At 68.1% G+C, this 24395-nt stretch carries 23 protein-coding genes; 13 read left to right on the forward strand and 10 right to left on the reverse strand.

What is annotated here, in order from left to right:
- Positions 1-39: 39 nt before the first annotated feature.
- The 6 genes from glcE (at position 40) to CBM2586_RS13390 (ending at position 4798) form a co-directional block, all read left to right on the forward strand.
- On the forward strand, positions 40-1143 hold the full coding sequence (glcE, locus tag CBM2586_RS13365) for a glycolate oxidase subunit GlcE (protein WP_115687978.1): 1104 nt from the start codon (positions 40-42) through the stop codon (positions 1141-1143).
- A 41-nt stretch (positions 1144-1184) separates the two neighbouring features.
- Entirely contained in the window at positions 1185-2438 is a 1254-nt protein-coding gene (gene glcF, locus CBM2586_RS13370) for a glycolate oxidase subunit GlcF (protein ID WP_115661239.1), read from the forward strand.
- 82 nt (positions 2439-2520) lie between these two features.
- Entirely contained in the window at positions 2521-2907 is a 387-nt protein-coding gene (locus CBM2586_RS13375) for a CidA/LrgA family protein (RefSeq protein ID WP_115661238.1), read from the forward strand.
- Complete coding sequence (locus CBM2586_RS13380; RefSeq protein WP_115661237.1) at positions 2904-3629, forward strand: LrgB family protein; 726 nt, start codon at positions 2904-2906, stop codon at positions 3627-3629. The genes CBM2586_RS13375 and CBM2586_RS13380 overlap by 4 nt, the downstream gene beginning before the upstream one ends.
- Before the next feature lie 85 nt (positions 3630-3714).
- Entirely contained in the window at positions 3715-4086 is a 372-nt protein-coding gene (locus CBM2586_RS13385) for a VOC family protein (RefSeq protein WP_181924347.1), read from the forward strand.
- 22 nt (positions 4087-4108) lie between these two features.
- A complete protein-coding gene (locus CBM2586_RS13390; RefSeq protein ID WP_115661235.1) occupies positions 4109-4798 on the forward strand; it encodes a helix-turn-helix transcriptional regulator in 690 nt (229 codons plus the stop codon).
- Between the two features lie 3 nt (positions 4799-4801).
- Here the strand turns inward: CBM2586_RS13390 and CBM2586_RS13395 are convergent, their stop codons facing one another.
- From CBM2586_RS13395 to CBM2586_RS13405, 3 genes are read right to left on the reverse strand one after another with little or no spacing between them, the layout of a single operon-like run.
- A complete protein-coding gene (locus CBM2586_RS13395; protein ID WP_115661234.1) occupies positions 4802-5296 on the reverse strand; it encodes a glutathione peroxidase in 495 nt (164 codons plus the stop codon).
- 54 nt (positions 5297-5350) lie between these two features.
- Entirely contained in the window at positions 5351-6490 is a 1140-nt protein-coding gene (locus tag CBM2586_RS13400) for a PilT/PilU family type 4a pilus ATPase (RefSeq protein ID WP_092306471.1), read from the reverse strand.
- Between the two features lie 36 nt (positions 6491-6526).
- Entirely contained in the window at positions 6527-7570 is a 1044-nt protein-coding gene (locus tag CBM2586_RS13405; protein WP_115661233.1) for a type IV pilus twitching motility protein PilT, read from the reverse strand.
- A 66-nt stretch (positions 7571-7636) separates the two neighbouring features.
- Between CBM2586_RS13405 and CBM2586_RS13410 the strand changes: the two genes are divergently transcribed.
- Both CBM2586_RS13410 and proC read left to right on the forward strand, forming a co-directional pair.
- Entirely contained in the window at positions 7637-8326 is a 690-nt protein-coding gene (locus tag CBM2586_RS13410; RefSeq protein WP_115687980.1) for a YggS family pyridoxal phosphate-dependent enzyme, read from the forward strand.
- 43 nt (positions 8327-8369) lie between these two features.
- On the forward strand, positions 8370-9206 hold the full coding sequence (proC, locus tag CBM2586_RS13415) for a pyrroline-5-carboxylate reductase (protein ID WP_115687982.1): 837 nt from the start codon (positions 8370-8372) through the stop codon (positions 9204-9206).
- A gap of 174 nt (positions 9207-9380) precedes the next feature.
- Here proC and ubiA read toward each other — a convergent pair whose 3' ends face one another.
- From ubiA to recG, 5 genes are all read right to left on the reverse strand, one after another.
- Entirely contained in the window at positions 9381-10238 is an 858-nt protein-coding gene (gene ubiA / locus CBM2586_RS13420) for a 4-hydroxybenzoate octaprenyltransferase (RefSeq protein ID WP_115687984.1), read from the reverse strand.
- Positions 10239-10379: 141 nt separating this feature from the next.
- Positions 10380-10865, reverse strand: a complete 486-nt coding sequence (locus tag CBM2586_RS13425; protein ID WP_092306463.1) for a Dps family protein — start codon at positions 10863-10865, stop codon at positions 10380-10382.
- 146 nt (positions 10866-11011) lie between these two features.
- Positions 11012-12454 carry a catalase gene (locus CBM2586_RS13430; RefSeq protein ID WP_115687986.1) on the reverse strand — a complete coding sequence of 481 codons (1443 nt, stop codon included), beginning with the start codon at positions 12452-12454 and terminating at the stop codon, positions 11012-11014.
- A gap of 405 nt (positions 12455-12859) precedes the next feature.
- A complete protein-coding gene (locus CBM2586_RS13435) occupies positions 12860-13810 on the reverse strand; it encodes a LysR substrate-binding domain-containing protein (protein ID WP_115661228.1) in 951 nt (316 codons plus the stop codon).
- Positions 13811-13931: 121 nt separating this feature from the next.
- Complete coding sequence (gene recG, locus CBM2586_RS13440; protein ID WP_115687988.1) at positions 13932-16106, reverse strand: ATP-dependent DNA helicase RecG; 2175 nt, start codon at positions 16104-16106, stop codon at positions 13932-13934.
- 230 nt (positions 16107-16336) lie between these two features.
- Here recG and queA point away from each other — a divergent pair, with 230 nt between their 5' ends.
- The 5 genes from queA (at position 16337) to secF (ending at position 22164) form a co-directional block, all read left to right on the forward strand.
- Positions 16337-17407 (forward strand): tRNA preQ1(34) S-adenosylmethionine ribosyltransferase-isomerase QueA, encoded by a 1071-nt coding sequence (gene queA, locus CBM2586_RS13445; RefSeq protein WP_115687990.1) that lies wholly within the window; start codon positions 16337-16339, stop codon positions 17405-17407.
- Between the two features lie 16 nt (positions 17408-17423).
- Complete coding sequence (gene tgt, locus CBM2586_RS13450) at positions 17424-18554, forward strand: tRNA guanosine(34) transglycosylase Tgt (protein WP_115661225.1); 1131 nt, start codon at positions 17424-17426, stop codon at positions 18552-18554.
- A gap of 189 nt (positions 18555-18743) precedes the next feature.
- On the forward strand, positions 18744-19070 hold the full coding sequence (yajC, locus tag CBM2586_RS13455; protein WP_012353816.1) for a preprotein translocase subunit YajC: 327 nt from the start codon (positions 18744-18746) through the stop codon (positions 19068-19070).
- A 209-nt stretch (positions 19071-19279) separates the two neighbouring features.
- On the forward strand, positions 19280-21151 hold the full coding sequence (gene secD / locus CBM2586_RS13460; RefSeq protein WP_115661224.1) for a protein translocase subunit SecD: 1872 nt from the start codon (positions 19280-19282) through the stop codon (positions 21149-21151).
- A gap of 41 nt (positions 21152-21192) precedes the next feature.
- Entirely contained in the window at positions 21193-22164 is a 972-nt protein-coding gene (gene secF / locus CBM2586_RS13465) for a protein translocase subunit SecF (RefSeq protein ID WP_115687992.1), read from the forward strand.
- Positions 22165-22250: 86 nt separating this feature from the next.
- Here the strand turns inward: secF and CBM2586_RS13470 are convergent, their stop codons facing one another.
- Both CBM2586_RS13470 and CBM2586_RS13475 read right to left on the reverse strand, forming a co-directional pair.
- Entirely contained in the window at positions 22251-23258 is a 1008-nt protein-coding gene (locus CBM2586_RS13470; RefSeq protein WP_115687994.1) for a response regulator, read from the reverse strand.
- Entirely contained in the window at positions 23255-24394 is a 1140-nt protein-coding gene (locus tag CBM2586_RS13475; RefSeq protein ID WP_115661221.1) for a hybrid sensor histidine kinase/response regulator, read from the reverse strand. The genes CBM2586_RS13470 and CBM2586_RS13475 overlap by 4 nt, the downstream gene beginning before the upstream one ends.
- Position 24395: the final 1 nt, after the last annotated feature.

A 24395-nucleotide genomic window follows, 5' to 3' on the forward strand; every position in this document is an offset into this window, starting at 1 on the left:
CTGGGCCTCGCCACCACACCCTACCCATCTCGCACGACTATGCAAGCCACCCTCGACGCCTTCCGCGACGCCGTCAGGCAAGCCACCGAGACCCGCACCGCGCTGCGGCTGCGCGGCGGCGGCAGCAAGGACTTCTACGGCCAGCCGCCGCAAGGCCAGCTGCTGGACACGCGCGCCTACACCGGCATCGTCGACTACGACCCGGCCGAACTGGTGATCACCGCGCGCTGCGGCACGCCGCTGGCCGAGATCGAAGCCGCGCTGGCGGAAAAGCGCCAGATCCTGGCGTTCGAGCCGCCCCACTTCGCGCCGCCCGGCCAGCCCAGCGTGGCGACGCTGGGCGGTGCCGTCGCCGCGGGGTTGTCGGGCCCGCGCCGCCAATCGGTGGGCGCGCTGCGCGACTTCGTGCTGGGCGCGCAGCTGATGGACGGCCGCGGCGAAGTGATGGACTTCGGCGGCCAGGTGATGAAGAACGTCGCGGGCTACGACGTGTCGCGGCTGCTGGCGGGCTCGCTCGGCACGCTCGGGCTGATCCTGCAGGTCTCGGTCAAGGTGCTGCCGGCGCCGTTCGACGAGGCCACGCTGCGCTTCGAGATGGCGCAGGCCGAAGCGATCCGGCAACTGAACCAGTGGGGCGGCCAGCCGCTGCCGCTGGCATCTTCGGTGTGGCATGCAGGCGTGCTGCACGTGCGCCTGTCCGGCGCCGGCGCCGCGGTGCGCGCGGCCTGCGCCAGGCTCGGCGGCGAACGCCTGGAGCCGGCCTCGGCTGCGGCGCTGTGGCAGTCGCTGCGCGAGCAGACCCATACGTTCTTCGCCCCGGCGCAATCCGGCCGCGCGCTGTGGCGCCTCGCGGTGCCCCCGGTGGCCGCGCCGCTGGCGCTGCCGGGCGAACAGCTGGTCGAATGGGGCGGCGGCCAGCGCTGGTGGCTGCCCGAAGAGGGTTCGGCCAGGGCCGACGCCGAAAGCGTGCGCGCGGTGGCCCAGGCCGCCGGTGGCCATGCCACGCTGTTTCGCCACGGTGACAAGTCGATGGGCGTGTTCACGCCGCTGGCGTCGCCGCTGGCCGCGATCCATCGCCGCCTGAAGGAAACCTTCGACCCGGCCGGCATCTTCAATCCGCAGCGCATGTACCCCGGGCTCTGAGCCCGCGGGCCAAGACACTCCAGGCACTACCTCCCCACATCATGCAAACGACCCTGGCCGATTTTCTCCGCGACACGCCCGAAGGCGAGGAAGCCAAATCCATCGTCGGCAAATGCGTGCATTGCGGCTTCTGCACCGCCACCTGCCCCACCTACCAGCTGCTCGGCGATGAACTGGACGGGCCGCGCGGGCGCATCTACCTGATGAAGCAGGTGCTCGAAGGCCATGCCATCACCGAAAGCACGCGCCTGCACCTGGACCGCTGCCTGACCTGCCGCAACTGCGAATCGACCTGCCCGTCCGGCGTGCGCTACGGCCGCCTGGTCGACATCGGCCGCCAGCTGGTCGACGACCAGCTCGAGGCCGAGGGCGTGCGGCGTCCCGCCAGCCAGCGCATCGCGCGCTGGGTGCTGCGCGAGGGACTGACGCGGCCGGCGCTGTTCGGCACGGCGCTGCGCCTGGGCCAGATGATGCGCCCGCTGCTGCCGGGCACGCTGCGCGCCAAGGTGCCGCCGCTGTCGGCCAGCGCCGCGCCCGGCGCGTGGCCGCGCAACACCCATGCGCGCAAGATGCTGTTGCTCGACGGTTGCGTGCAGCCGGCAATGTCGCCCAACATCAATGCCGCCACCGCGCGCGTGTTCGACCGTGTCGGCGTACAACTGGTGGTGGCGCGCGAGGCCGGCTGCTGCGGCGCGATCCGCTTCCACACCGGCGACCACGATGGCGGCCTCGACAATATGCGGCGCAATATCGACGCCTGGTGGCCGCATGTCGAAGCCGGCGCCGAAGCCATCGTGATGACCGCCTCCGGCTGCGGCGCGATGGTCAAGGACTACGGCCACCTGCTGCGCAACGACCCCGCCTATGCCGAGCGCGCGCGCCGCATCTCGGCGCTGACGCGAGACCTGTCCGAGATCCTGCCGGACTTTGCCGACGACCTGCACGCCGCCGCCGGCGCAGTCCCGCGCGACGGCCGGCGCGTGGCCTACCACCCGCCCTGCACGCTGCAGCACGGCCAGCAGATCCGCGGCAAGGTCGAAGCGCTCTTGACCGGCCTCGGCGTGGAAGTCAAACTCTGCGCTGACAGCCACCTGTGCTGCGGCTCGGCGGGCACTTACTCGGTGCTGCAGCCGGAACTGGCCCAGCGCCTGCGCGACGACAAGCTCGCCAAACTGCAGGCGACCCAGCCCGAAGCCATCGTCTCGGCCAATATCGGCTGCATCTCGCACCTGCAGGGCGGCACCGATACGCCGGTCATGCACTGGATCGAACTGGTCGACCGGATGCTGGGATAAGCCCTCCGGCCGGAGCAAGGCCCCGTGGTTGTCGCCCCTCTCCCATAGGGAGAGCGGAGAATGCACAACCACGACCGCCCCCATGCTCCAGACCTTTGCCATCCTGTTGGTTTTTCAGTCCGTCGGCGAGGTGATCAGCTACGCGCTGACCCTGCCCGTGCCCGGCCCCGTGCTCGGCATGATCCTGCTGTTCGGCTGGCTCGTCTTCGACGACCGGCTGCTGCCCGTGATCCAGGGCACCACCACCGAGCTGCTCAAGCACCTGTCGCTGCTGTTCGTGCCGGCCGGCGTCGGCATCATGGTCCACGCCAACCGCATCGAGGGCGAATGGATGCCGATCCTGGTCGCGCTGGTGGTGTCGACATGGCTGGCCATTGCCACCACCGCGGTGGTCACGCGCATGCTGATGCGCAAGCGCTCCGGCAGCCCCGACGCGCCGCCCGCCGACGCCAAGGGGGAACAGGCATGATGACGCCGCGCCTGAACGAGATCTGGGTCTACCTGGCCGCCAGCCCGCTGGTGGGACTGACCGCGACGCTGCTAGCCTATGTGTTCGCCTTCCGCATCTACGAGAAATCGCGCTTCTCGCCGCTGGCCAATCCGGTGATGATCGCGGTGGCGCTGCTGGTCACGGTGCTGACGGTCACCGGCACGCCCTACAAGACCTACTTCGACGGCGCGCAGTTCGTGCACTTCCTGCTCGGACCGGCGACGGTGGCGCTGGCGGTGCCGCTGTACCTGCAGCTGCCCAAGCTGCGCACCCACGTGTTTCCGTTGCTGGCCGGACTGGTGGCCGGCTCGGTGGTGGCGGTGGTGTCGGCGGTGGGCATTGCCTGGCTGCTCGGCGCCTCGCCGGAAACGGTGCGCTCGCTCGCGCCCAAGTCGGTGACGATCCCGATCGCCATGGGCGTGGCCGAGAAGATCGGCGGGCTGCCGTCGCTGACCGCGGTGCTGGTGATGGGCACTGGCATCATCGGCGCGGTCAGCGCGACCATGCTGCTGAACCTGCTGCGCGTCCGCGACTACAGCGTGCGCGGCTTCGCCACCGGCGTGGCCGCGCACGGCATCGGCACCGCGCGCGCGTTCCAGGTCAACCAGGAAGCCGGCGCCTTTGCCGCGCTCGGCATGGGCCTGAACGGCGTGCTGACCGCGATCCTGGTGCCGGTGATGGCGGCGTGGATGCCGCACTGACACCCTCCTGACAGCACGCTGTCAGCAGCCCCCGCGCATGATGCGAGCTCCTCACTCCCCTACCCATGGAACCCAGGAGCCCATCATGAGCCACCGCCTGATCAACTGGCTGGAAATCCCCGTTATCGACATGAACCGCGCCGTCGGCTTCTACGAGCAGGTGTTCGATGTCCGGCTGCGCCGCGAAACCATGAGCCAGGTCGACATGGCGGTGTTTCCGCATCCCGATCCCGGCGGCGCGCTGGTCGCCGGCGAAGGCTACCGCCCCAGCAACTACTACGGCACGGTGCCGTACCTGCATGCGCCGGAACTCGATGCGCTACTGGAGCGTGCCGCGCGCGCCGGCGGCAAGACCGTGTTCGGGCCGCTGCGGCTGCCGGGCGAGATCGGCCGCATCGCGCATATCACCGACAGCGAGGGCAACCGCATCGGCCTGCACGAGCCGGTGGCCGGATGACCGCCATGGACCACGCTGACCGATGAGCCGCCGCGCCGACCGCCTGTTCCAGATCGTGCAGGTCCTGCGGGGCCGCCGCCTGACCACGGCGGCGCTGCTGGCGCAGCGGCTCGGGGTCTCGGAACGCACCGTCTACCGTGATATCCAGGCGCTGTCGCTGTCGGGCGTGCCGGTCGAGGGCGAGGCCGGCATCGGCTACCGGCTGCGCGCCGATTTCGACGTCCCGCCGCTGATGTTCACCGCCATCGAAGTCGAAGCGCTGGTCGCCGGCCTGCGGCTGCTGAAGGCCTGGGGTGGTGGCGCGCTGGCCGCCGCGGCCGATCCGGCGCTGGAGAAGCTGATGGCCGCGCTGCCGCCGCCGCGCCGGCTGGCGGCCCAGCAAAGCCGCGTGTTCGCGCCCGAGTACGTCAACCAGGCGCAGGTGCGCGAGGCCTTCGACGTGGTCCATGGCGCGCTGGGCGCGCACAAGCTGCTGCAGCTCGACTACTGCGACGTGCAGCAGCGCATCACCGAACGCGTGGTGATGCCGCTGGGGCTGTTCTTCTGGGGCAATGCCTGGCTGCTGGCAACGTGGTGCACCACGCGCGAGGACTACCGCAGCTTCCGGCTCGACCGCTGCCGCGCCATCCGCATGCTCGACGACCATTTCCACGAAACCCCGGACCGCTCGCTCAACGGCTTCCTGCGCGCGGTGCGCGCCGGCGGGAGCTGAGGCTCAGGCGGCGGGGTCGGACAGCAGCCGCTCGATATCGGCGCGCAGCTCTTCCGGCTTGGTGGTCGGCGCATAGCGCTTGAACACGGTGCCGTCGCGGCGCAGCAGGAACTTGGTGAAGTTCCACTTGATGCCCTGGGTACCGAGCACGCCACGCTTTTCGGTGGTCAGCCACTGGTACAGCGGATGGGCGCTGGGGCCGTTGACGTCGATCTTGGCGAACATCGGGAAGCGCACCGCGAAGCGGGTTTCACAGAACTGCCCGATCTGCTGCGCATCGCCCGGCTCCTGCTTGCCGAACTGGTTGCACGGGAAGCCCAGCACCTCCAGGCCGCGCCCGTGGTATTCGTCATAAAGCTTCTGCAGGCCCTGGTACTGCGGCGTAAAGCCGCATTCGCTGGCGGTATTGACCACCAGCATCACCTTGCCCTGGAACTGCGACAGCGGCACCGGCTGGCCGGCGAGCGAGTTGGCTTCGAACTGGTAGACATTGCTCATGGCAGACTCCTGTAGGTAGCCAAGCATACCGCCATGGGCAGCGAAGCGCAGCCCTCAGATGACGTTGAGATGCTCGGTGCCGGCACCCAGGTCCGAGTCCTTGGCATGGGTGCTGTGCAGCTTGATCATCAGGCGCAGGTCGTTGAGCGAGTCGGCATTGCGCAGCGCGTCCTCGTAGGTGATCTTGCCCTGCTCGTACAGGTCGAACAGCGCCTGGTCGAACGAGATCATGCCCTGCTCGCGCGACTTCTTGATGACTTCCTTGAGCTCGTGGATCTCGCCCTTGAAGATCAGGTCGGCCACCAGCGGCGTGCCGATCATGATTTCCACCGCCGGCACGCGGCCCTTGCGGCCCGCGCGCGGCAGCAGGCGCTGCGAGATCATCGCCTTCAGGTTCAGCGACAGGTCGATCAGCAGCTGCTGGCGCTTCTCCTCGGGGAAGAAGTTGACCACGCGGTCGATCGCCTGGTTGGCATTGTTGGCGTGCAGCGTGGCCAGGCACAGGTGGCCGGTCTCGGCGTACTGCATCGCGTACTCCATGGTCTCGCGGTCGCGGATCTCGCCGATCAGGATCACGTCGGGCGCCTGGCGCAGCGTATTCTTCAGCGCCACATGCCAGGACTCGGTATCGATGCCGACCTCGCGCTGCGTGACGATGCAGTTCTGGTGGGCATGCACGTACTCGATCGGATCCTCGATCGTGATGATATGGCCGTAGGAATGCGCGTTGCGGTGGTCGAGCATCGCCGCCAGCGTGGTCGACTTGCCCGAGCCGGTCGCGCCGGTGACGATCACCAGCCCGCGCTTGGCCATCACCACGTCATGCAGCGTCTGCGGCAGGTCCAGGTCGGCCACCGACGGGATGCGCGTATTGATGGTGCGCACCACCATGCCGGCCTTGCCCTGCTGGATGAAGGCCGAGACGCGGAAGCGCCCGGCCTTGGGCGCGCTGATGGCGAAATTGCATTCGCGGCTGGTATCGAAATCCTGCACCTGGCGCTCGTTCATCACCGAGCGCACCAGCCCCAGCGCCTGGGTCGGGTTCAGCGGCTGCTGCGACACCGGCGTGATCTTGCCGTCGACCTTGATCGCCGGCGGGAAGTCCGAGGTGATGAACAGGTCAGAGCCGCGGTTGCTGACCATCAGCTCGAGCAGGTCGTTGATGTACTTGGCGGCGGATTCGCGGTCGAGCATGGCGGTGTCCTGCTGGAGGAAGGGCGAAGACGGGCCTCAGCCCATGAAGGCGTCCGGATTCTTGGCAATCGCGCGCGCGTCGTTGTAGCTGATGACGCTGCGCTTGATCAGGTCCGACAGGCACTGGTCCAGCGTCTGCATGCCCAGCCCGCTGCTGGTCTGCATCATCGAGTACATCTGCGCGATCTTGTTCTCGCGGATCAAGTGGCGGATCGCGGGGGTGGCGATCATGATCTCGTGCGCGGCGGTGCGGCCGTTGCCGTCGCGGGTCTTCAGCAGCGTCTGCGAGATCACTGCCTCGAGCGATTCCGACAGCATGGTGCGCACCATGTCCTTCTCTTCGGGCGGGAACACGTCGACCACGCGGTCGATGGTCTTGGCCGCCGAGCTGGTGTGCAGCGTGCCGAAGACCAGGTGGCCGGTCTCGGCCGCGGTCAGCGCCAGGCGGATGGTTTCGAGGTCGCGCAACTCGCCCACCAGGATCACGTCGGGGTCTTCGCGCAGCGCCGAGCGCAGCGCGTTGGCAAACGAATGCGTATGCGGCCCCAGCTCGCGCTGGTTGATCAGGCTCTTCTTGGAGCCGTGCACGAATTCGATCGGGTCCTCCACCGTCAGGATGTGGCCCATGTCGTTTTCATTGCGATGGTCGACCATCGCCGCCAGCGTGGTGGACTTGCCCGAGCCGGTCGGCCCGGTCACCAGCACCAGCCCGCGCGGCTTCATGCACAGGTCGGCAAATACCGCCGGCGCGCGCAGCTCTTCCAGCGTCAGCACCTTGGAAGGAATGGTACGGAACACCGCGGCGGCGCCGCGCTGGGTGTTATAGGCATTGACGCGGAAGCGCGACAGGCCGGCGATCTCGAACGAGAAATCGATTTCGAGGCGTTCCTCGTAGGCCTTGCGCTGGGTGTCGCTCATGATGTCGTACACCATGGCGTGGACATCCTTGTGCGTCATCGAGGCGACGTTGATGCGGCGCATGTCGCCGTGGATCCGCACCATCGGCGGCATGTCCGCGGACAGATGAAGATCGGACGCCTTGTTCTTGACGGCGAAAGCCAATAGCTGCGCGATGTCCATCTATAATGACCCCACCCTGATTTGTTATCGGTACTTGAGGTACCTTTTATATATGTTCGCCGGATTATGTCTGTGATTGCCGCCAACTTGCAAGCCGTGCGCCAGGGCATTGCGGCGGCAGCACAACAGGCTGGCAGGCAGCCCGCGGACGTCGCCCTGCTGGCGGTTTCCAAGACCGTTTCCCCCGACCGCATAAGGGCCGCATACGCCGCCGGACAGCTCGCTTTCGGCGAAAACTACGTCCAGGAAGGCATCGACAAGATCGCCGCGCTGGCCGACCTGCGCGACCAGCTGCAATGGCATTTCATCGGCCCGCTGCAGAGCAACAAGACGCGGCCGGTGGCGGAACATTTCGACTGGGTCCACACCATCGACCGGCTCAAGATCGCCGAGCGGCTGTCGGCGCAGCGCCCGGCCGGCATGCCGGCGCTGCAGGTCTGCATCCAGGTCAATATCAGCGGCGAAGCCAGCAAGAGCGGCGTCGCCCCGGCCGAGGTGCCCGCGCTGGCGCATGCTGTCGCGGCCCTGCCCGGCCTGCAACTGCGCGGGCTGATGGCGATCCCCGAACCCGCACACGAGCCCGCCGCGCAACGCCGCCCGTTCGCCGCCATGCGTGCCATGCTGCAGGCGCTGCGCGGCGACGGCCTGGCGCTCGACACGCTGTCGATGGGCATGTCGGGCGACATGGAGGCCGCCATTGCCGAGGGCGCGACCCTGGTGCGGATCGGCACCGCCATCTTCGGCGCGCGCGGCTGACGTCCGCGCCCCGACCGGAATCTTTCAGACCCCAGAGACCTTCATGCTCGACACCCTCACCTTCGGCTTTCTCGGCGGCGGCAACATGGCTTCCGCACTGATCGGCGGCCTGATCGCGCGCGGCGTGCCCGCCGGCGCGATCCGCGTGGTCGACCCGTTCCCGGAAGCGCAGCAGCGCCTGGCGCGCGACCTCGGCGTGCATGCCGCCGCGGCGCCGGACGCCGCCTTCGGCGCCAGCGACGTGCTGGTGCTGGCGGTCAAGCCGCAGCAGTTCCGCGACGCCGCGGCGCAGCTGCTGCCGCACCTGCCGGCCGGCGGCCGGGGCAACCTGGTGATCAGCGTGGCCGCCGGCATCCGGCTGCAGGACATGCAGCGCTGGCTCGGCGGGCACACCCGCGTGGTGCGGGCGATGCCGAATACGCCGGCGCTGTCGGGCATGGGCATGACCGGGCTGGCGGCACCGGCCGGGCTCTCGGCCGCGGACCGGGCCATTGCCAGCGCCGTGGCCGAGGCCGTCGGCAAGTGCGTGTGGGTCGATGGCGATGACCAGATCGACGCCGTCACCGCGATTTCCGGCAGCGGTCCGGCCTATGTGTTCTATTTCATCGAGGCCATGCAGCGCGCCGCCACCGAACTGGGGCTGAGCGCCGAGCAGGGACGCGAACTCGCGGTGGAAACCTTCCGCGGCGCGGCCACGCTGGCGGGACAGTCGCCCGAACCGGTGGCAACGCTGCGCGAACGCGTGACGTCCAAGGGCGGGACTACCTACGCGGCGCTGACGGCAATGGATGCGGGCGGCATTGCCGATGCCTTCGTGCGCGCCATGCATGCGGCAGCGGCGCGCGGCAAGGAGATGGGGGCGGAGTTCGGGAAGGATTGAAGTACCAGAGCGCCCGCAGCAAGCTCCCCTCTCCCGCCTGCGGGAGAGGGGCCGGGGGAGAGGGCAAGCGCGTGCCAAGGACGCCAGCCTCTCACTTCGTTGATACGCCGGCCCTCTCCCCCGCCCCTCTCCCATAAATGGGAGAGGGGAGCACACCCTCAGCCAGCGTACCCGTCACCGCACCGCATACGCCAGCGCCGTCCCGGCAAACACGCAGGCCCCCAGCCAGTTGTTGTGCCGGAACGCCGCGAAGCACCGCATCCGGTCTCGATCCCGGATCAGCGTGTGGTGGTAGCCGGCACAGCCGATCGCGGCCACCAGCCCCGCCCAGTACGGCCACCCCAGGCCGAGCAGCATGCCCGTCCACGCCATCAGTGCGAAGAATGCGCCATAGCACAGCATGATCGCCGCCACGTCGAAGCGACCGAAGGTGATGGCCGAGGTCTTCATGCCGAGCAGCAGGTCGTCGTCGCGATCGACCATGGCATAGGCGGTGTCATACGCCACCGCCCAGAACACATTGGCCAGCAGCATCAGCCACGCCACCGGCGGCACCTGGTCCTGGATCGCGGCGAACGCCATCGGGATGCCGAAGCCGAACGCGATCCCCAGATAGGCCTGCGGAATGGCAAAGAAGCGCTTGAAGAACGGGTACGTGCCCGCCACCACCGCCGCCACCACCGCCAGCCACTTGGTCAGCGCATTCAGCGGCAGCACCAGCGCAAACGCCACCAGCGCCAGCACGGCGGCGACCGCCAGCGCTTCCCACGCGGCGATCTTGCCGGCGGTCAGCGGGCGCTCGCGGGTGCGCTTGACGTGCTTGTCGAAGTCGCGGTCGGCCCAGTCGTTGATGGCGCAGCCGGCCGAGCGCATCAGGAAGGTGCCGGCGACGAAGATCCAGAACAGGCCCCGGCGCGGCGGCCCGTCCGCCGCCATCCACATGGCCCACAGCGTCGGCCACAGCAGCAGCAGCGTGCCGATGGGCTTGTCGATGCGCACCAGGCGCGCGTAAAGGGCAAGGCGTTCAAGCATGGAGGTCGGGGGCAACGGCGAGAGGGTCTGCACGGCGTGGATCCGGGGCGGGCGATTCAATGAAAACGCGCCGCAGCCCGGACGGCTGCGACGCGCAGTGCCGGCCGCCGCGGGCGCGGCAGCCAGGAGAGCGGGCCGGCCTCAGGCCAGCATCGAGCGCAGCATCCACGCGGTCTTTTCATGCGTCTGCATGCGCTGGGTCAGCAGGTCGGCCGAGGGCTCATCGCCGGCGGCATCGATCACCGGGAAGATCGAGCGCGCGGTGCGCACCACGGCTTCCTGGCCTTCGACCAGCTTGCGGATCATGTCGGTGGCCTCGGGCACGCCCTCTTCCTCGGCGATCGACGACAGGCGCGCGTACTCCTTGTAGGTGCCCGGGGCCGGGTAGCCCAGCGCGCGGATACGCTCGGCGATCGAATCCACGGCCAGCGCCAGCTCGTTGTACTGGGTCTCGAACATCAGATGCAGCGTATTGAACATCGGACCCGTCACGTTCCAGTGGAAGTTGTGGGTCTTGAGGTAGAGCGTGTACGTGTCCGCCAGCAGCTTGGACAGCCCTTCCGCGATCTTCTTGCGGTCCTTGTCGGAAATACCGATATTCACGCTCATCTCGTTCTTCTTTGCCATGGTAGATACGCTCCGTTCAGGTATAGCCACGAGGAGCGCCGCCGGGCTTGCCGATTCGGGGCCGGGCGGCGCAGTACCCCGCATTATTGCACCGGGCAACGGTCCCGGCCAAACCCCACGCCGGTTGGCCGTTGCCTGGCAGGTGCCTATCGCAGGTTGAGCGCGCGCTTCACGCCCTCGCCGTAGGCCGGGTCGGCCTTGCTGAAGTGTTCCAGCTGGACCCGCACGATTTCCTCCGGCACGCCCTGCATCGCCGCGGCGATATTGGCGAACAGCCGCTGGCGCTGGCCTTCGTCGAACAGGCGGAACAGCGCGCCGGGCTGGCTGTAGTAGTCGGTGTCGACGCGGTGGTCCCAGCGGTCGGCGGCGCCGTCGAGTGCCAGCGGCGGCTCGAGCGCGCGCTCGCTGGCGGCGTAGGCGCTTTCGCGGTTAGGCTCGTAGTTGAGCTTGCCGCCCTGGTTGCCGTCCACGCGCATCGCCCCGTCACGGTGGAAGCTGTTGTGGAACGGGCATTTCGGTGCATTGACCGGGATCTGCGCGTGGTTGATGCCCAGCCGGTAGCGCTGCGTGTCGCCATACGAGAACAGCCGCCCCTGCAGCATCTTGTCGGGCGAAAAGCCGATGCCGGGCACGATGTTGGCCGGGTTCATCGCCACCTGCTCGACCTCGGCAAAGTAGTTGTCCGGGTTGCGGTTGAGCTCGACCACGCCCACGTCGATCAGCGGGTAGTCCTTGTGCGGCCAGACCTTGGTCAGGTCGAACGGGTTGATGTGGTACTTGGCCGCCTCGGCCTCCGGCATGACCTGCACGCGCAGGTTCCAGCGCGGGAAGTTGCCGCGCTCGATATTGTCGAACAGGTCGCGCTGGGCGCTCTCGCGGTCGTTGGCCACCACCCTGGCCGCTTCCTCGTTGGTCCAGTTATCCACGCCCTGCTGCGACTTGAAGTGGAACTTGACGTAGAAGCGCTCGTTATTGGCGTTGATGAACGCGTACGTGTGCGAGCCGAAGCCGTGCATCTGCCGGTAGTTCTGCGGCAGTCCGCGGTCGCTCATCAGGATGGTGACCTGGTGCAGCGATTCCGGATGGCGCGACCAGAAGTCCCATACCGCGATCGGGTCGCGCAGGTTGGTGCGCGGGTTGCGCTTCTGCGTGTGGATGAAGTCGGGGAACTTGAGCGGGTCGCGCACGAAGAACACCGGCGTGTTGTTGCCGACCAGGTCCCAGTTGCCTTCGTCGGTATAGAACTTGATCGAGAAGCCGCGCACGTCGCGCTCGGCGTCGGCCGCGCCGCGCTCGCCGGCGACGGTGGAGAAGCGGATGAACAGCGGCGTTTCCTTGCCGACCTCGGCAAACACCGAAGCCTTGGTGTACTGGGTGATGTCATGGGTGATGCGCAGCGTGCCATAGGCGCCGGAGCCCTTGGCGTGGACGCGGCGCTCGGGAATGACCTCGCGGTCAAAGTGGGCCAGCTTTTCCAGGAACCAGACGTCCTGCAGCAGCATCGGGCCGCGCGGGCCGGCGGTCTGCGAGTTCTGGTTATCGGCGACCGGTGCGCCGGCGGCAGTGGTGAGAGTGTCCTTCTTGCTCATCTTTTCCTCTTTGTGGGTCGGCTGTAGGGGAATGCCGCGTCAGTGCGCAGCGGCATAGCAGGCAAGGCAATCGAGCAGGCAGCGCCCCATGCGGAGGGAAAAACGGGGCTGTGTCGGTGTGGTTCTCAGGGACTTGGCGCTGGTGCTCATCATCGGTTCCTGTCTTGCGTCGACGCCATCCGCATCGACAGGGCCAGTCTACAAATTATCTATTAAGTTGAGAATTTAATTATTTATACCTATGTATTAGGTCAAATCTATCCGGGGTTAGTGAAACTTATGCCGGCGACGGGTGACCGCCGCGGGACTGCCTGGGAACTGACCCGTCAGGAGAAGCACAAATGACAACGGCCGCAGCGGAATCTCCGCTGCGACCGTTGCATGGACAGTTCTTTGACGCGACGCTCAGGCGGCTTCGGCCAGTTCCTTGGCGTCGAGCTTGCGCACGCCGGGCAGGTCGCAGGCCGCCACGGCCTTGGCCAGCGCTTCCATCGCCGGCAGCCGGGTGAAGCTCTTGCGCCAGGCCAGCACCACGCGCCGGTCGGGCACCGGATCGGCAAACGGCACGTACGACAGCATGTCGCCCTTGGCCTTCAGGTCGGGCACCGAGGTGCGCGGCAGCACGGTGATGCCGACCCCGCTGGCCACCATATGGCGGATGGTCTCCAGCGACGAGCCTTCAAAGGTCTTCTGGATGCCGTCGGCCGCTTGCGAAAAGCGCGACAGCTCGGGGCACACGCCCAGCACGTGGTCGCGGAAGCAGTGGCCGCTGCCCAGCAGCAGCATGGTCTGCTGCTTCAGTTCCTCGGGATCGACGGCGTGGACCTGCGCCAGCTGGTGGCCGCGCGGCACCGCCACGACGAAGGGCTCGTCATAGAGCGGGCGCACCGTCAGGCCGGAATCGGGGAACGGCTCGGCCATCACCGCGCAGTCGATCTCGCCCTGCTTGAGCAGCTCGATCAGCTTGTGGGTGTAGTTCTCCTGCAGCATCAGCGGCATCTGCGGCACGGTGTCGATCATCTGCTTGACCAGCGACGGCAGCAGGTACGGCCCGATGGTGTAGATCACGCCCACGCGCAGCGGCCCGGCCAGCGGGTCCTTGCCCTGCTTGGCGATCTCGCGGATGGCCATGGTCTGCTCCAGCACCCGCTGGGCCTGCGCCACGATCTGCTCGCCGACCGAGGTCACCGACACTTCGGAGGTGCCGCGCTCGAAGATCTGCACGTTGAGTTCGTCTTCCAGCTTCTTGATGGCGACCGACAGTGTCGGCTGCGATACGAAGCAGGCCTCGGCGGCCCGGCCGAAATGGCGCTCGCGCGCCACGGCGACGATGTACTTGAGTTCGGTGAGCGTCATGACTTATCAAATCCGGGTAGGCGATAGATTTTACCTTCGATTGCCCGATCTGTCAGAGTGTCCGCTTCACGCGAACCGGCATGAGCCGGCTCCTTCACAAACCCGGCCAGCCAGACTTCAGTCAGGCCTTCAGGTAGTGCTCGCGCCCGCCCAGCCAGCGCGACAAGTGCGCTTCCACCGCTTCCGGATAGTGCGCCAGCATCAGCTCGGCCGCCGCCTGGGCATACTCGACCAGCCAGGCATCGGTCTGCAGGTCGGCAAAGCGCAACATCGCCTCGCCCGACTGGCGCGCGCCGAGGAATTCGCCCGGGCCACGGATCTCCAGGTCGCGCCGCGCAATCTCGAAGCCGTCGGTTGTCTCGCGCATGGTCGCCAGGCGCTCGCGCGCGGTGGGCGACAGCGGCGCCTGGTACATCAGCAGGCACACCGATTCGGCGCTGCCGCGCCCGACCCGGCCGCGCAGCTGGTGCAGCTGCGCCAGGCCGAAGCGCTCGGCATGCTCGATCACCATCAGCGAGGCATTGGGCACGTCCACGCCCACCTCGATCACGGTCGTGGCTACCAGCACCTGCAGCCGGTTGGCGCTGAAGTCGTCCATCACCGCGGCCTTCTCCGCCGGCGGCAGGCGCCCGTGCACCAGGCCCACGCGCAGGTCGGGCAGCGCCGCCACCAGGGTCTCGTAGGTCTCGACCGCGGTCTGCAGCTGCAGCGCCTCGCTTTCCTCGATCAGCGGGCACACCCAGTAGACCTGGCGGCCTTCGGCGGCGGCATGGTGGATGCGCCCGATCACCTCGTCGCGGCGCTCGTCGTTGACCAGACGCGTGACGATGGGGGTGCGCCCCGGCGGCAGTTCATCGATCACCGAGACGTCGAGGTCGGCGTAATAGGTCATGGCCAGCGTGCGCGGGATCGGCGTGGCCGACATCATCAGCTGGTGCGGCACGGTTTCGGCGGCGCTGCCCGCGGCGGGCTGCTCGGCCGCGCCGGCCTTGCCGCGCAGCGCCAGCCGCTGCGCCACGCCGAAGCGGTGCTGCTCGTCGACCACCGACAGCCCCAGCCTGGCAAAGCGCACGGTGTCCTGGATCAGCGCATGGGTGCCGATCACCAGCTGGGCCTCGCCCGCTTCCACGCGCGCCACCGCCGCGCGCTTGTCGCGCGCCTTCTGGCTGCCGGCCAGCCACGCCACCGGCACGCCCAGCGGTTCCAGCCACGCGGACAGCTTGCGGAAATGCTGCTCGGCCAGGATCTCGGTCGGCGCCATCAGCGCTGCCTGGAAACCGGCATCGATGGCCTGGCACGCCGCCAGCGCGGCAACGATGGTCTTGCCGCTGCCGACGTCGCCCTGCAGCAGCCGGTGCATCGGGTGCGGCAGGCTCATGTCGGCGGCGATCTCGCCGACCACGCGCTGCTGCGCGCCGGTCAGCCGGAACGGCAGGGCCGCCAGGAAGCGCGTCAGCAGCCCGCCGTCGCGGCGCGGCATGGTCGGCGCGGTCTTGTCGCGGCGCGCCGCGTGCGCGCGCCGCAGCGAGATCTGCTGCGCCAGCAGCTCGTCGAACTTGACGCGCTGCCACGCCGGGTGCGAGCGGTCGGCCAGCGCGGCCTCGCTTTCCTGCGGCGGCGGCGCGTGCAGCAGCCGCAGGCAGTCGGCCAGCGGACGCAGCTGCAGGCGCGCCAGCGGCCCCTTCAGCACCGCTTGCGGCAGCGTCTCGGGCAAGGGGGTACGCGCCAGCGCACCGCCGATGGCCTTGCGCAGATAGGCCTGCGGGATGCCGGCGGTGGACGGGTACACCGGCGTCAGCCGATCGGGCAGCGCCTCGCCCGCCAGCACCGGCCGCACCGTCGGGTGGACCATCTCGGCGCCGAAGAAGCCGCCGCGCACCTCGCCGCGCACGCGCAGGCGCACGCCTTCGGCCATCTGCCTGGTCTGGCTGCCGTAGAAGTTGAGGAAGCGCAGGGTCAGCTCGCCGCTGTCGTCGGCAATCTTCACCACCAGCTGGCGCCGCGGCCGGAACGTGACTTCGTTGGTCACGACCTCGCCTTCCACCTGCGCCGGCAGCCCGAGCCCGGCACGGTGGATGGCCTCGGCGATCGGCACCACCGTGGTCTCGTCCTCGTAGCGCATCGGCAGGTGCAGCACCAGGTCGACCGGGCGGCGCAGGCCCAGCTTGGCCAGCCGCGCGGCGGCCGTGGATGTGCCCTTGCCCGCGCCGGCCTTGCCGCGCGCGGGCGCCACCGCGTCGCTGGCGTCGTTGGCGTCGGCAGGGTCCTGGATCGGTTCGGCGGCGGTTCCGGGCATCGGCGAAAAAGTTGGCAGCGGTCGCTGCGGGCTGCTGGACTGGCTGGCGCGGCGCCGGCGAATGGCCGGTATCACGCCCGGCGCGGCGGCAAGCGCGCCCGTGGCCTTACAATATCGGATTCGCCGATTGTACCCATGCCGGCTGCCAACCCGGGCAGCGGAGTGACGCGCCATGCCCGGCGCCCGCCTCCGCCACAGCCTGCAGCCCGCGCAGACCGCCCCCTCCCACGATGTTGACGCTTTCCGATTTCGACTTTCCGCTGCCGCCCGAACTGATCGCCCAGAGCGCGCTGCCCGACCGCAGCGCCAGCCGGCTGCTGGTGGTGGAGCGTCTCGCCCCCGGCGACAGCACCGACGCGGTGCGCATGGTCGACCGCGCCTTCAGCGACATCGTCGATTACCTCGGTCCGGACGACCTGCTGGTGTTCAACGACACCCGCGTGATCAAGGCCCGCTTCTTCGGCCACAAGCCCAGCGGCGGCAAGGTCGAGGTGCTGGTGGAGCGCGTGCTCGATCGCGATACCGTGCTGGCCCAGGTGCGCGCGTCCAAGACGCCGGCCGAAGGCAGCGCCCTGCACCTGGCCGACGGCGCCTTCGCCGTGACCGTGGGCCCGCGCGTGGACCAGTTCTTCACGCTGCGCTTCCCCGAGCCGGCGCTGGACCTGATCGAACGCTACGGCCGCCTGCCGCTGCCGCCGTATATCACGCACGACCCCGACGCCTACGACGAGACCCGCTACCAGACCGTCTACGCGCGCAGCCCCGGCGCGGTCGCCGCGCCCACCGCGGGCCTGCATTTCGACGACGCCCTGTTCGCCCGCCTCGATGCCGCCGGCGTGCGCCGCGCCTTCCTGACGCTGCACGTGGGTGCCGGCACCTTCCAGCCGGTGCGCACCGAGAACCTGGCCGAGCACAAGATGCATTCGGAGTGGTACGCGATTTCCGAAGACCTGGCGCAGGCCGTGCGAGCGACCCGCGCGCGCGGCGGCCGCGTGATCGCGGTCGGCACCACCTCGCTGCGCGCGCTGGAATCGGCCGCGCAGGCCGACGGCACGCTCGCCGCCGGCAGCGGCGACACCGATATCTTCATCACGCCCGGCTACCGCTTCCGCCTGGTCGACGCGCTGATCACCAACTTCCACCTGCCCAAGTCGACGCTGCTGATGCTGGTGTCGGCGCTGGCCGGGCTGCAAGCCATCCGCGCCGCCTACCGCCATGCGGTCGAGCAGCGCTACCGCTTCTTCAGCTACGGAGACGCCATGCTGCTGACCCGGCAGCCGGACGCCGCCGCCGCGGCCTGATTTCAGACTATTCGACATGCTCAACTTCGAACTCATCACCACCGACGGCAACGCCCGCCGCGGCCGCGTCACGCTGAACCACGGCGTGGTCGAAACGCCGATCTTCATGCCGGTGGGCACCTATGGCTCGGTCAAGGCGATGTCGCCGCTGGAACTGAACGAGATCGGCGCGCACATCATCCTGGGCAACACCTTCCACCTGTGGCTGCGCCCCGGGCTGGAGGTGGTCAACGCCCATGACGGCCTGCACCGCTTTATCGGCTGGGACAAGCCGATCCTGACCGACTCCGGCGGCTTCCAGGTGTTTTCGCTGGGCGATCTGCGCAAGATCACCGAGGATGGCGTCACCTTTGCCTCGCCCGTCAACGGCGACAAGCTGTTCCTGTCGCCCGAGATCTCGATGCAGATCCAGCGCACGCTGAATTCCGACATCGTGATGCAGTTCGACGAATGCACGCCGTACGAGATCGACGGCCGTCCCGCCACCCACGAGGAAGCCGCCAGGTCGATGCGCATGAGCCTGCGCTGGGCCAGGCGCTCGCGCGACGAGTTCGAGCGGCTGGCCAATCCCAATGCGCTGTTCGGCATCGTCCAGGGCGGCATGTACGAAGACCTGCGCGACGAGTCGCTGGCCGGCCTGTCCGAACTGGACTTCCATGGCTTCGCCATCGGCGGGCTGTCGGTGGGCGAGCCCAAGGAAGACATGATGCGCGTGCTCGAGCACGTGGCGCCGCGCCTGCCGGCCAACAAGCCGCACTATCTGATGGGCGTGGGCACGCCCGAAGACCTGGTCGCGGGCGTCGCCGCCGGGGTGGACATGTTCGACTGCGTGATGCCGACCCGCAACGCGCGCAACGGCTGGCTCTTCACCCGCTACGGCGACGTCAAGATCAAGAACGCCGCGCACCGCAACGACCCGCGCCCGCTCGACGAGAGCTGCGCCTGCTACACCTGCCGCAATTTCTCGCGCGCCTATTTGCACCACCTGCACCGCGTCGGCGAGATCCTGGGCGCGCGCCTGAACACCATCCACAACCTGCATTACTACCTGCAGCTGATGCGCGAGGTGCGCGAGGCGATCGAGCAGCACCGCTTTGCCGGCTTCCGCCGCCAGTTTGCCGCCGACCGCGCCCGCGGCACGCAGTGACAAAGCGGCACGGCGCGAACTTTGGCGCCGCCGGCGGTCGAATAGCCGGTCGAGGCGCGGCGCCCGCCGCGCAAGTTGCCCCCAGCGCACCCGAACAAACCCGTATTCCGCCCTAGAATGCCAAGGGCGGGCTGGGTGCGAATGGTAGAATGTTCGATTAATTGATTGACTTTGTGACGGAGAATCAACGTGCTGATTTCTAACGCATTTGCCCAAACCGCCGGTGCCGGCGGCGCGGCTGGCGGCCTGATGAGCTTCCTGCCCATCATCCTGATGTTTGGTGTGCTGTGGTTCATCATGATCCGCCCGCAGATGAAGCGCCAGAAGGAAGCCAAGGCAATGCTCGAAGCGCTGGCCAAGAACGACGAAGTCGTCACCGCCGGCGGCATCCTGGGCCGCGTGACCAAGGTCACCGACCAGTACGTCAGCCTGGAAATCGCCGAAGGCACCGAGATCACGGTGCAGAAGAACGCCGTGACCACGGTGCTGCCCAAGGGCTCGCTGAAGGCGCTCTGATCCCCGGATCGCGCGCGCGACTCCCGCCTTTGTCTTTTCCGGCATGCCCGTTCGCGCATGCCCCGGCAGCCGCCTGATCCAGCCCGACGACGCCCCGGCGGCTTCGTTCCGCGGCTGCCAGGCGGCTGTTTGCCAAACCGGTTCGGCCCCGCCGTCGTGGCGCGCCACGCCTGCGCCGGCCCCGCCAACCGCTGAATGACTGGCCCGAGATGAATCGTTATCCGCTTTGGAAATACCTCGTGATCCTGGTGGCGCTGACCATCGGCATCCTTTACACCTTGCCGAACTTCTTCGGCGAGGCGCCTGCCGTGCAGGTGTCCTCGGGCAAGGCCACGGTCAAGGTCGACCTGTCGATGCAGAAGCAGGTTGAAGAGATCCTGGCGCAGAACCAGCTGCAGCCCGACGGCGTCTTCTTCGATATTTCCGGCCAGTCGGGCTCGGTCAAGGCGCGCTTCCGCACCACCGACGAGCAGCTCAAGGCCAAGGACGTGCTGTCGCGCGCGCTCAACCCGGACGCGTCCAATCCCGCCTACGTGGTCGCGCTGAACCTGCTGTCGGGGTCGCCGCGCTGGCTGACCTCGCTGCACGCGCTGCCGATGTACCTGGGCCTGGACCTGCGCGGCGGCGTGCACTTCCTGCTGCAGGTCGACATGAAGGGCGCGGTCGACAAGAAGCTCGACAGCCTGGCCGGCGACGCGCGCACGCTGCTGCGCGACAAGAACATCCGCCACGGCGGCATCGACCGCGACGGCGAGCGCCTGACGGTGCGCTTCAACAACGCCGACGACGCCGGCCGCGCCCGCGCACTGCTGACCGACAACCTGCGCGAAGTGGCCTTCGCCATGGACGGCAACAATATCGTCGGCACCTTCACCGAAGCCGCCCGCCGGGCCGTGCAGGACGCCGCGGTCAAGCAGAACATCACCACCCTGCACAACCGCGTCAACGAACTCGGCGTGGCCGAGCCGGTGATCCAGCAGCAGGGCGCCGACCGCATCGTGGTGCAGTTGCCGGGCGTGCAGGACACCGCCAAGGCCAAGGACATCATCGGCCGCACCGCCACGCTGGAAGCGCGCCTGGTCGACAACGACGCGCCGCGCAGCCCGCGCCCGGGCGACCCGATCCCGTTCGGCAGCGAGCTGTTCACGCAGGGCAACGGCGCCCCGGTGGTGCTGAAGAAGCAGGTCATCTTCACCGGCGACCGCATCGAGAGCGCCTCGGCCGGCTTTGACCAGAACCAGCAGCCGTCGGTCAACATCAAGCTCGACGCCCAGGGCGGCCGCGTGCTGCGCGACGTCTCGCGCGAGAACCTGAAGAAGCCGATGGCGATCGTGCTGTTCGAGAAGGGCAAGGGCGAAGTGCTGACGGTGGCGACGATCCAGTCCGAGCTGGGCTCGAGCTTCCAGATCACCGGCTCCTACTCCACCGAAGCCGCCAACGACCTGGCGCTGCTGCTGCGCGCCGGCTCGCTGGCCGCGCCGATGGAGATCATCGAAGAGCGCACCATCGGCCCGTCGCTGGGCGCCGACAACATCGAGAAGGGCTTCGATTCGGTCGCCTACGGCTTTGCCGCCATCGGCGTGTTCATGATCCTGTACTACATGCTGTTCGGCGTGTTCTCGGTGGTCGCGCTGGGCGTGAACCTGCTGCTGCTGATCGCGGTGCTGTCGATGCTGCAGGCCACGCTGACGCTGCCGGGCATCGCCGCGATCGCGCTGGTGCTGGGCATGGCCATCGACGCCAACGTGCTGATCAACGAGCGCATCCGCGAGGAACTGCGCGCCGGCGCGTCGCCGCAGATGGCGATCGCGGTCGGCTTCGACCGCGCCTGGGCCACCATCCTGGACTCCAACGTGACCACGCTGATCGCCGGCCTGGCACTGCTGGCGTTCGGCTCGGGCCCGGTGCGCGGCTTTGCCGTGGTGCACTGCCTGGGTATCCTGACCTCGATGTTCTCGGCGGTGTTCTTCAACCGCGGCCTGGTCAACCTCTGGTACGGCCGCAAGAAGAAGCTGCAGAGCGTGGCCATCGGCCAGATCTGGAAGCCGGGCAATACCACCGACACGCCGGTCGCCAAGTAAGCGGCCCGCGGTACAACACGCAGTACAGAACAGGATTCAACATGGAATTCTTCCGCATCCGGCGCGACATTCCGTTCATGAAGCACGCGTTGATCTTCAACGTGATCTCCTTCCTGACGTTTGCCGCGGCCGTGTTCTTCCTCTGGCAAAAGGGCCTGCACCTGTCGATCGAATTCACCGGCGGCACGGTGATGGAGGTCAGCTACCAGCAGGCGGCCGACCTGGAAAAGATCCGCGGCCAGGTGGGCAAGCTGGGCTATACCGACGTGCAGGTGCAGAACTTCGGCACCTCGCGCGACGTGATGATCCGCCTGCCCCTGCAAAAGGGCCCGGACGGCAAGCCCGCGACGTCAGCCCAGCAGAGCGAGCAGGTAATGGGCGCGCTGAGCGCGGCGGCGCCTGACGTCAAGCTGCAGCGCGTCGAGTTCGTCGGCCCGCAGGTCGGCAAGGAACTGGCCACCGACGGCCTGCTGGCGCTGCTGTGCGTGGTGGCGGGTATCGTGCTCTACCTGTCGTTCCGCTTCGAGTGGAAGTTCGCGGTGGCGGGCATCATCGCCAACCTGCACGACATCGTCATCATCCTGGGCTTCTTCGCCTTCTTCCAGTGGGAGTTCTCGCTGTCGGTGCTGGCGGCGATCCTGGCGGTGCTGGGCTACTCGGTGAACGAATCGGTGGTGATCTTCGACCGGATCCGCGAAGCCTTCCGCAAGTACCGCAAGATGACCACCCACGAGGTCATTGACCACGCCATCACCAGCACCATGTCGCGCACCATCATCACCCACGGCTCGACCGAAATGATGGTGCTGTCGATGTTCTTCTTCGGCGGCCCGACGCTGCACTACTTCGCGCTGGCGCTGACGGTGGGCATCCTGTTCGGCATCTACTCGTCGGTGTTCGTTGCCGCGGCGCTGGCGATGTGGCTGGGCGTCAAGCGCGAGGACCTGGTCAAGGGCGAGAAGAAGGGCGAGTCGACCGACCGCAACGACCCCAACTACGGCGCGCAGGCCTGAGCCCTGCCCTGCCGCAAAACAGAACGGCGCCCCGCGGGGCGCCGTTTTTCATGGCAAGGGGGCCGGCGACAGCCGGGCCCGCCCGTTCAGGCGGGCATCGAGAAGCGCTCGATCCAGGCGGCGAGGCGGTCGGCGGCGAAGCTCTCGCTGCGCGGGGCGGCGCGGCAGACGATGGTGTCGCCGTCGCGCACGAACTTCAGCGCCCCACCGGCCTCTTCCAGCCACAGCAGGCTGGCCAGCCAGGCGGCGTGCTGCGCCGACACCGCGGTGCCCACGGGCTGGGCCAGGAACTCGGCCAGAGCGGCCGGCTGGGTCCAGACCACCGTATCGCCGTCGCGGCGCACCACGTCGCTGCCGAGCGCGTCGGCAATCACCACGGCGGCATCGGCCGCGCCCTTGCCGGCATTGGCGCTACGCAGCCCGGCCAGGAGCGTGCTGACGGCATGGCCGAAGCTGCCGCTGCGCTCGGCTTCGGCGCGCACCAGGTCGGCATAGTCCATGCGTTGCCAGTCCGGATCGGCGTTGCGGGCCCCCGCCAGGTCGACCGCGACAAGGTAGGTCTCCACCGGCTGGAAATGGCCGGGACCGATCAGGCTCGCGCACAGCGCGTGCAGCATGCCGATGCGGGTCGCCACGGTCTGGGTCTGCAGCACCGCCAGCTTCTCGCGCACCAGCTGGTCGCGCTCCTTGCGCAGGCCGGACATTTCCAGCGCCTGCTTGAGCTCCATGCGCAGCGCGGTGATGTCCCACGGCTTCTTGATATAGCGGTGGATCTGCCCCTGGTTCACCGCCTCGACGGTCTGGTCGAGTTCCGAGTACGCGGTGGTCAGGATGCGCACGATATGCGGGTAGCGTTCGCGCGCATAGCGCAGCAGCTCGTTGCCATACTCGCCCGGCATGCGCTGGTCCGAGACCAGCACGGCGAGGCTGTCGGCGTGAGCGTCGAGCAGCGTCTTGCCCTCCTCCACCGAGCCGCCAGTCACCACCGGCGCCAGCGCGCCGATGGCCCGCTGGAAATATTTGACGGCGGTCGCCTCGTCATCGACGAACAGAATCGCCGGGGGTGGTGCCTGGGTGGCAATCGGTTCGCTCATCGGTCACTCCTAATCATTCGATTCCTGAAATTTGGAAAGTCCAGCGTCACTGTGGTCCCGGCACCGGGAGCGGAGGCGATCCGGATGCCGCCGCCGAAGGACTGCATGACGCGGTTGCAGAAAATCATGCCGAGGCCACTGCCGCCAGCACTGGCGTGGGTAGTGACCGGATCGACCAGCAGGCGTCCCATCACCTCCGGCGGGATGCCCGGGCCGTTGTCGCAGATGCGGATTTCCTGGTTGGGCTGGGTTGTCACCACGAAGCGCAGCGATGGCCGGTCCACGCCCGCCAGCGCGCGTAGCGCGTTGCTCATCACCGACGACAGTACCAGCGCGACGCAGTTGGGCAGCGTCTGCACCGGGAAATCGCCCTGCATGTCGACCTCGACCCACTGGCGCTGCCCGCCGGTGAACGGATACGTATCGAGCAGCGACGTCACCAGCGCGCCCGCGCTGACCTCGGTGCCGGCGTCGGCCGCCGGCGCCTTGCTGACACCCGCGCTGTTGCGCACCGACTCCAGGAACGACGACAGCACCGCCAGGCAATACTGCGCGTTGTCGTACATGGCGCCCGCGGCCTGCCCGATTTCTCCTTGCCGCTGCTCGCTGTACTCGGCCTGGACGCGGCTTTCGATGCCGCGCGCGAAGTTGGCGATCGCGGCCAGCGGCGTGTTCAGTTCATGCGCCAGGAACGCCAGGGTTTCGTCGATCGCCATCAGGCGGTGCTGGCGCAACGCGCGCTCCAGGTGGCGCTCGCCGGCCAGGTGCAGCACCTGGCGCACGTCGCTGACACTGAGCGGCTTTTCCAGGATGCGGAAGACCTCGCCGCTGTTGACCGTCTGCAACAGCATGTCCTTGTCGGCGTAGGCCGTCACCAGGATGCGCACGATCTGCGGATAGGCCTGCGCGACCTCGCGCAGCAGGTCGCCGCCATCGCGGCCGGGCATGCGGAAATCGGTGACCAGGATCGCGATCCGCCCGCCCTCGGCGCGCAGCATCGCCATCGCCTCGTCGGCGCCGGCGGCAAGCAGGACCTCATACTCGCTGCCGACCGCGCGCGCAAAGTACTTGCGCGCCATGTCCTCGTCATCGACGTAAAGGACCACGTTTGGCCGCGCTTGCTGGAGTTCGCCCATG

This window comes from Cupriavidus taiwanensis (assembly GCF_900250115.1).
Classification (GTDB): Bacteria; Pseudomonadota; Gammaproteobacteria; order Burkholderiales; family Burkholderiaceae; genus Cupriavidus; species Cupriavidus taiwanensis_B.

What these genes read in the sequence shown, in the direction of transcription:
- glcE (WP_115687978.1), top strand. Translation starts at nt 40, where the DNA reads ATGCAAGCCACCCTCGACGCCTTCCGCGACGCCGTCAGGCAAGCCACC.
- glcF (WP_115661239.1), top strand. Translation starts at nt 1,185, where the DNA reads ATGCAAACGACCCTGGCCGATTTTCTCCGCGACACGCCCGAAGGCGAG.
- CBM2586_RS13375 (WP_115661238.1), top strand. Translation starts at nt 2,521, where the DNA reads ATGCTCCAGACCTTTGCCATCCTGTTGGTTTTTCAGTCCGTCGGCGAG.
- CBM2586_RS13380 (WP_115661237.1), top strand. Translation starts at nt 2,904, where the DNA reads ATGATGACGCCGCGCCTGAACGAGATCTGGGTCTACCTGGCCGCCAGC.
- CBM2586_RS13385 (WP_181924347.1), top strand. Translation starts at nt 3,715, where the DNA reads ATGAGCCACCGCCTGATCAACTGGCTGGAAATCCCCGTTATCGACATG.
- CBM2586_RS13390 (WP_115661235.1), top strand. Translation starts at nt 4,109, where the DNA reads ATGAGCCGCCGCGCCGACCGCCTGTTCCAGATCGTGCAGGTCCTGCGG.
- CBM2586_RS13395 (WP_115661234.1), bottom strand. Translation starts at nt 5,296, where the DNA reads ATGAGCAATGTCTACCAGTTCGAAGCCAACTCGCTCGCCGGCCAGCCG.
- CBM2586_RS13400 (WP_092306471.1), bottom strand. Translation starts at nt 6,490, where the DNA reads ATGCTCGACCGCGAATCCGCCGCCAAGTACATCAACGACCTGCTCGAG.
- CBM2586_RS13405 (WP_115661233.1), bottom strand. Translation starts at nt 7,570, where the DNA reads ATGGACATCGCGCAGCTATTGGCTTTCGCCGTCAAGAACAAGGCGTCC.
- CBM2586_RS13410 (WP_115687980.1), top strand. Translation starts at nt 7,637, where the DNA reads ATGTCTGTGATTGCCGCCAACTTGCAAGCCGTGCGCCAGGGCATTGCG.
- proC (WP_115687982.1), top strand. Translation starts at nt 8,370, where the DNA reads ATGCTCGACACCCTCACCTTCGGCTTTCTCGGCGGCGGCAACATGGCT.
- ubiA (WP_115687984.1), bottom strand. Translation starts at nt 10,238, where the DNA reads ATGCTTGAACGCCTTGCCCTTTACGCGCGCCTGGTGCGCATCGACAAG.
- CBM2586_RS13425 (WP_092306463.1), bottom strand. Translation starts at nt 10,865, where the DNA reads ATGGCAAAGAAGAACGAGATGAGCGTGAATATCGGTATTTCCGACAAG.
- CBM2586_RS13430 (WP_115687986.1), bottom strand. Translation starts at nt 12,454, where the DNA reads ATGAGCAAGAAGGACACTCTCACCACTGCCGCCGGCGCACCGGTCGCC.
- CBM2586_RS13435 (WP_115661228.1), bottom strand. Translation starts at nt 13,810, where the DNA reads ATGACGCTCACCGAACTCAAGTACATCGTCGCCGTGGCGCGCGAGCGC.
- recG (WP_115687988.1), bottom strand. Translation starts at nt 16,106, where the DNA reads ATGCCCGGAACCGCCGCCGAACCGATCCAGGACCCTGCCGACGCCAAC.
- queA (WP_115687990.1), top strand. Translation starts at nt 16,337, where the DNA reads ATGTTGACGCTTTCCGATTTCGACTTTCCGCTGCCGCCCGAACTGATC.
- tgt (WP_115661225.1), top strand. Translation starts at nt 17,424, where the DNA reads ATGCTCAACTTCGAACTCATCACCACCGACGGCAACGCCCGCCGCGGC.
- secD (WP_115661224.1), top strand. Translation starts at nt 19,280, where the DNA reads ATGAATCGTTATCCGCTTTGGAAATACCTCGTGATCCTGGTGGCGCTG.
- secF (WP_115687992.1), top strand. Translation starts at nt 21,193, where the DNA reads ATGGAATTCTTCCGCATCCGGCGCGACATTCCGTTCATGAAGCACGCG.
- CBM2586_RS13470 (WP_115687994.1), bottom strand. Translation starts at nt 23,258, where the DNA reads ATGAGCGAACCGATTGCCACCCAGGCACCACCCCCGGCGATTCTGTTC.
- CBM2586_RS13475 (WP_115661221.1), bottom strand. Translation starts at nt 24,394, where the DNA reads ATGGGCGAACTCCAGCAAGCGCGGCCAAACGTGGTCCTTTACGTCGAT.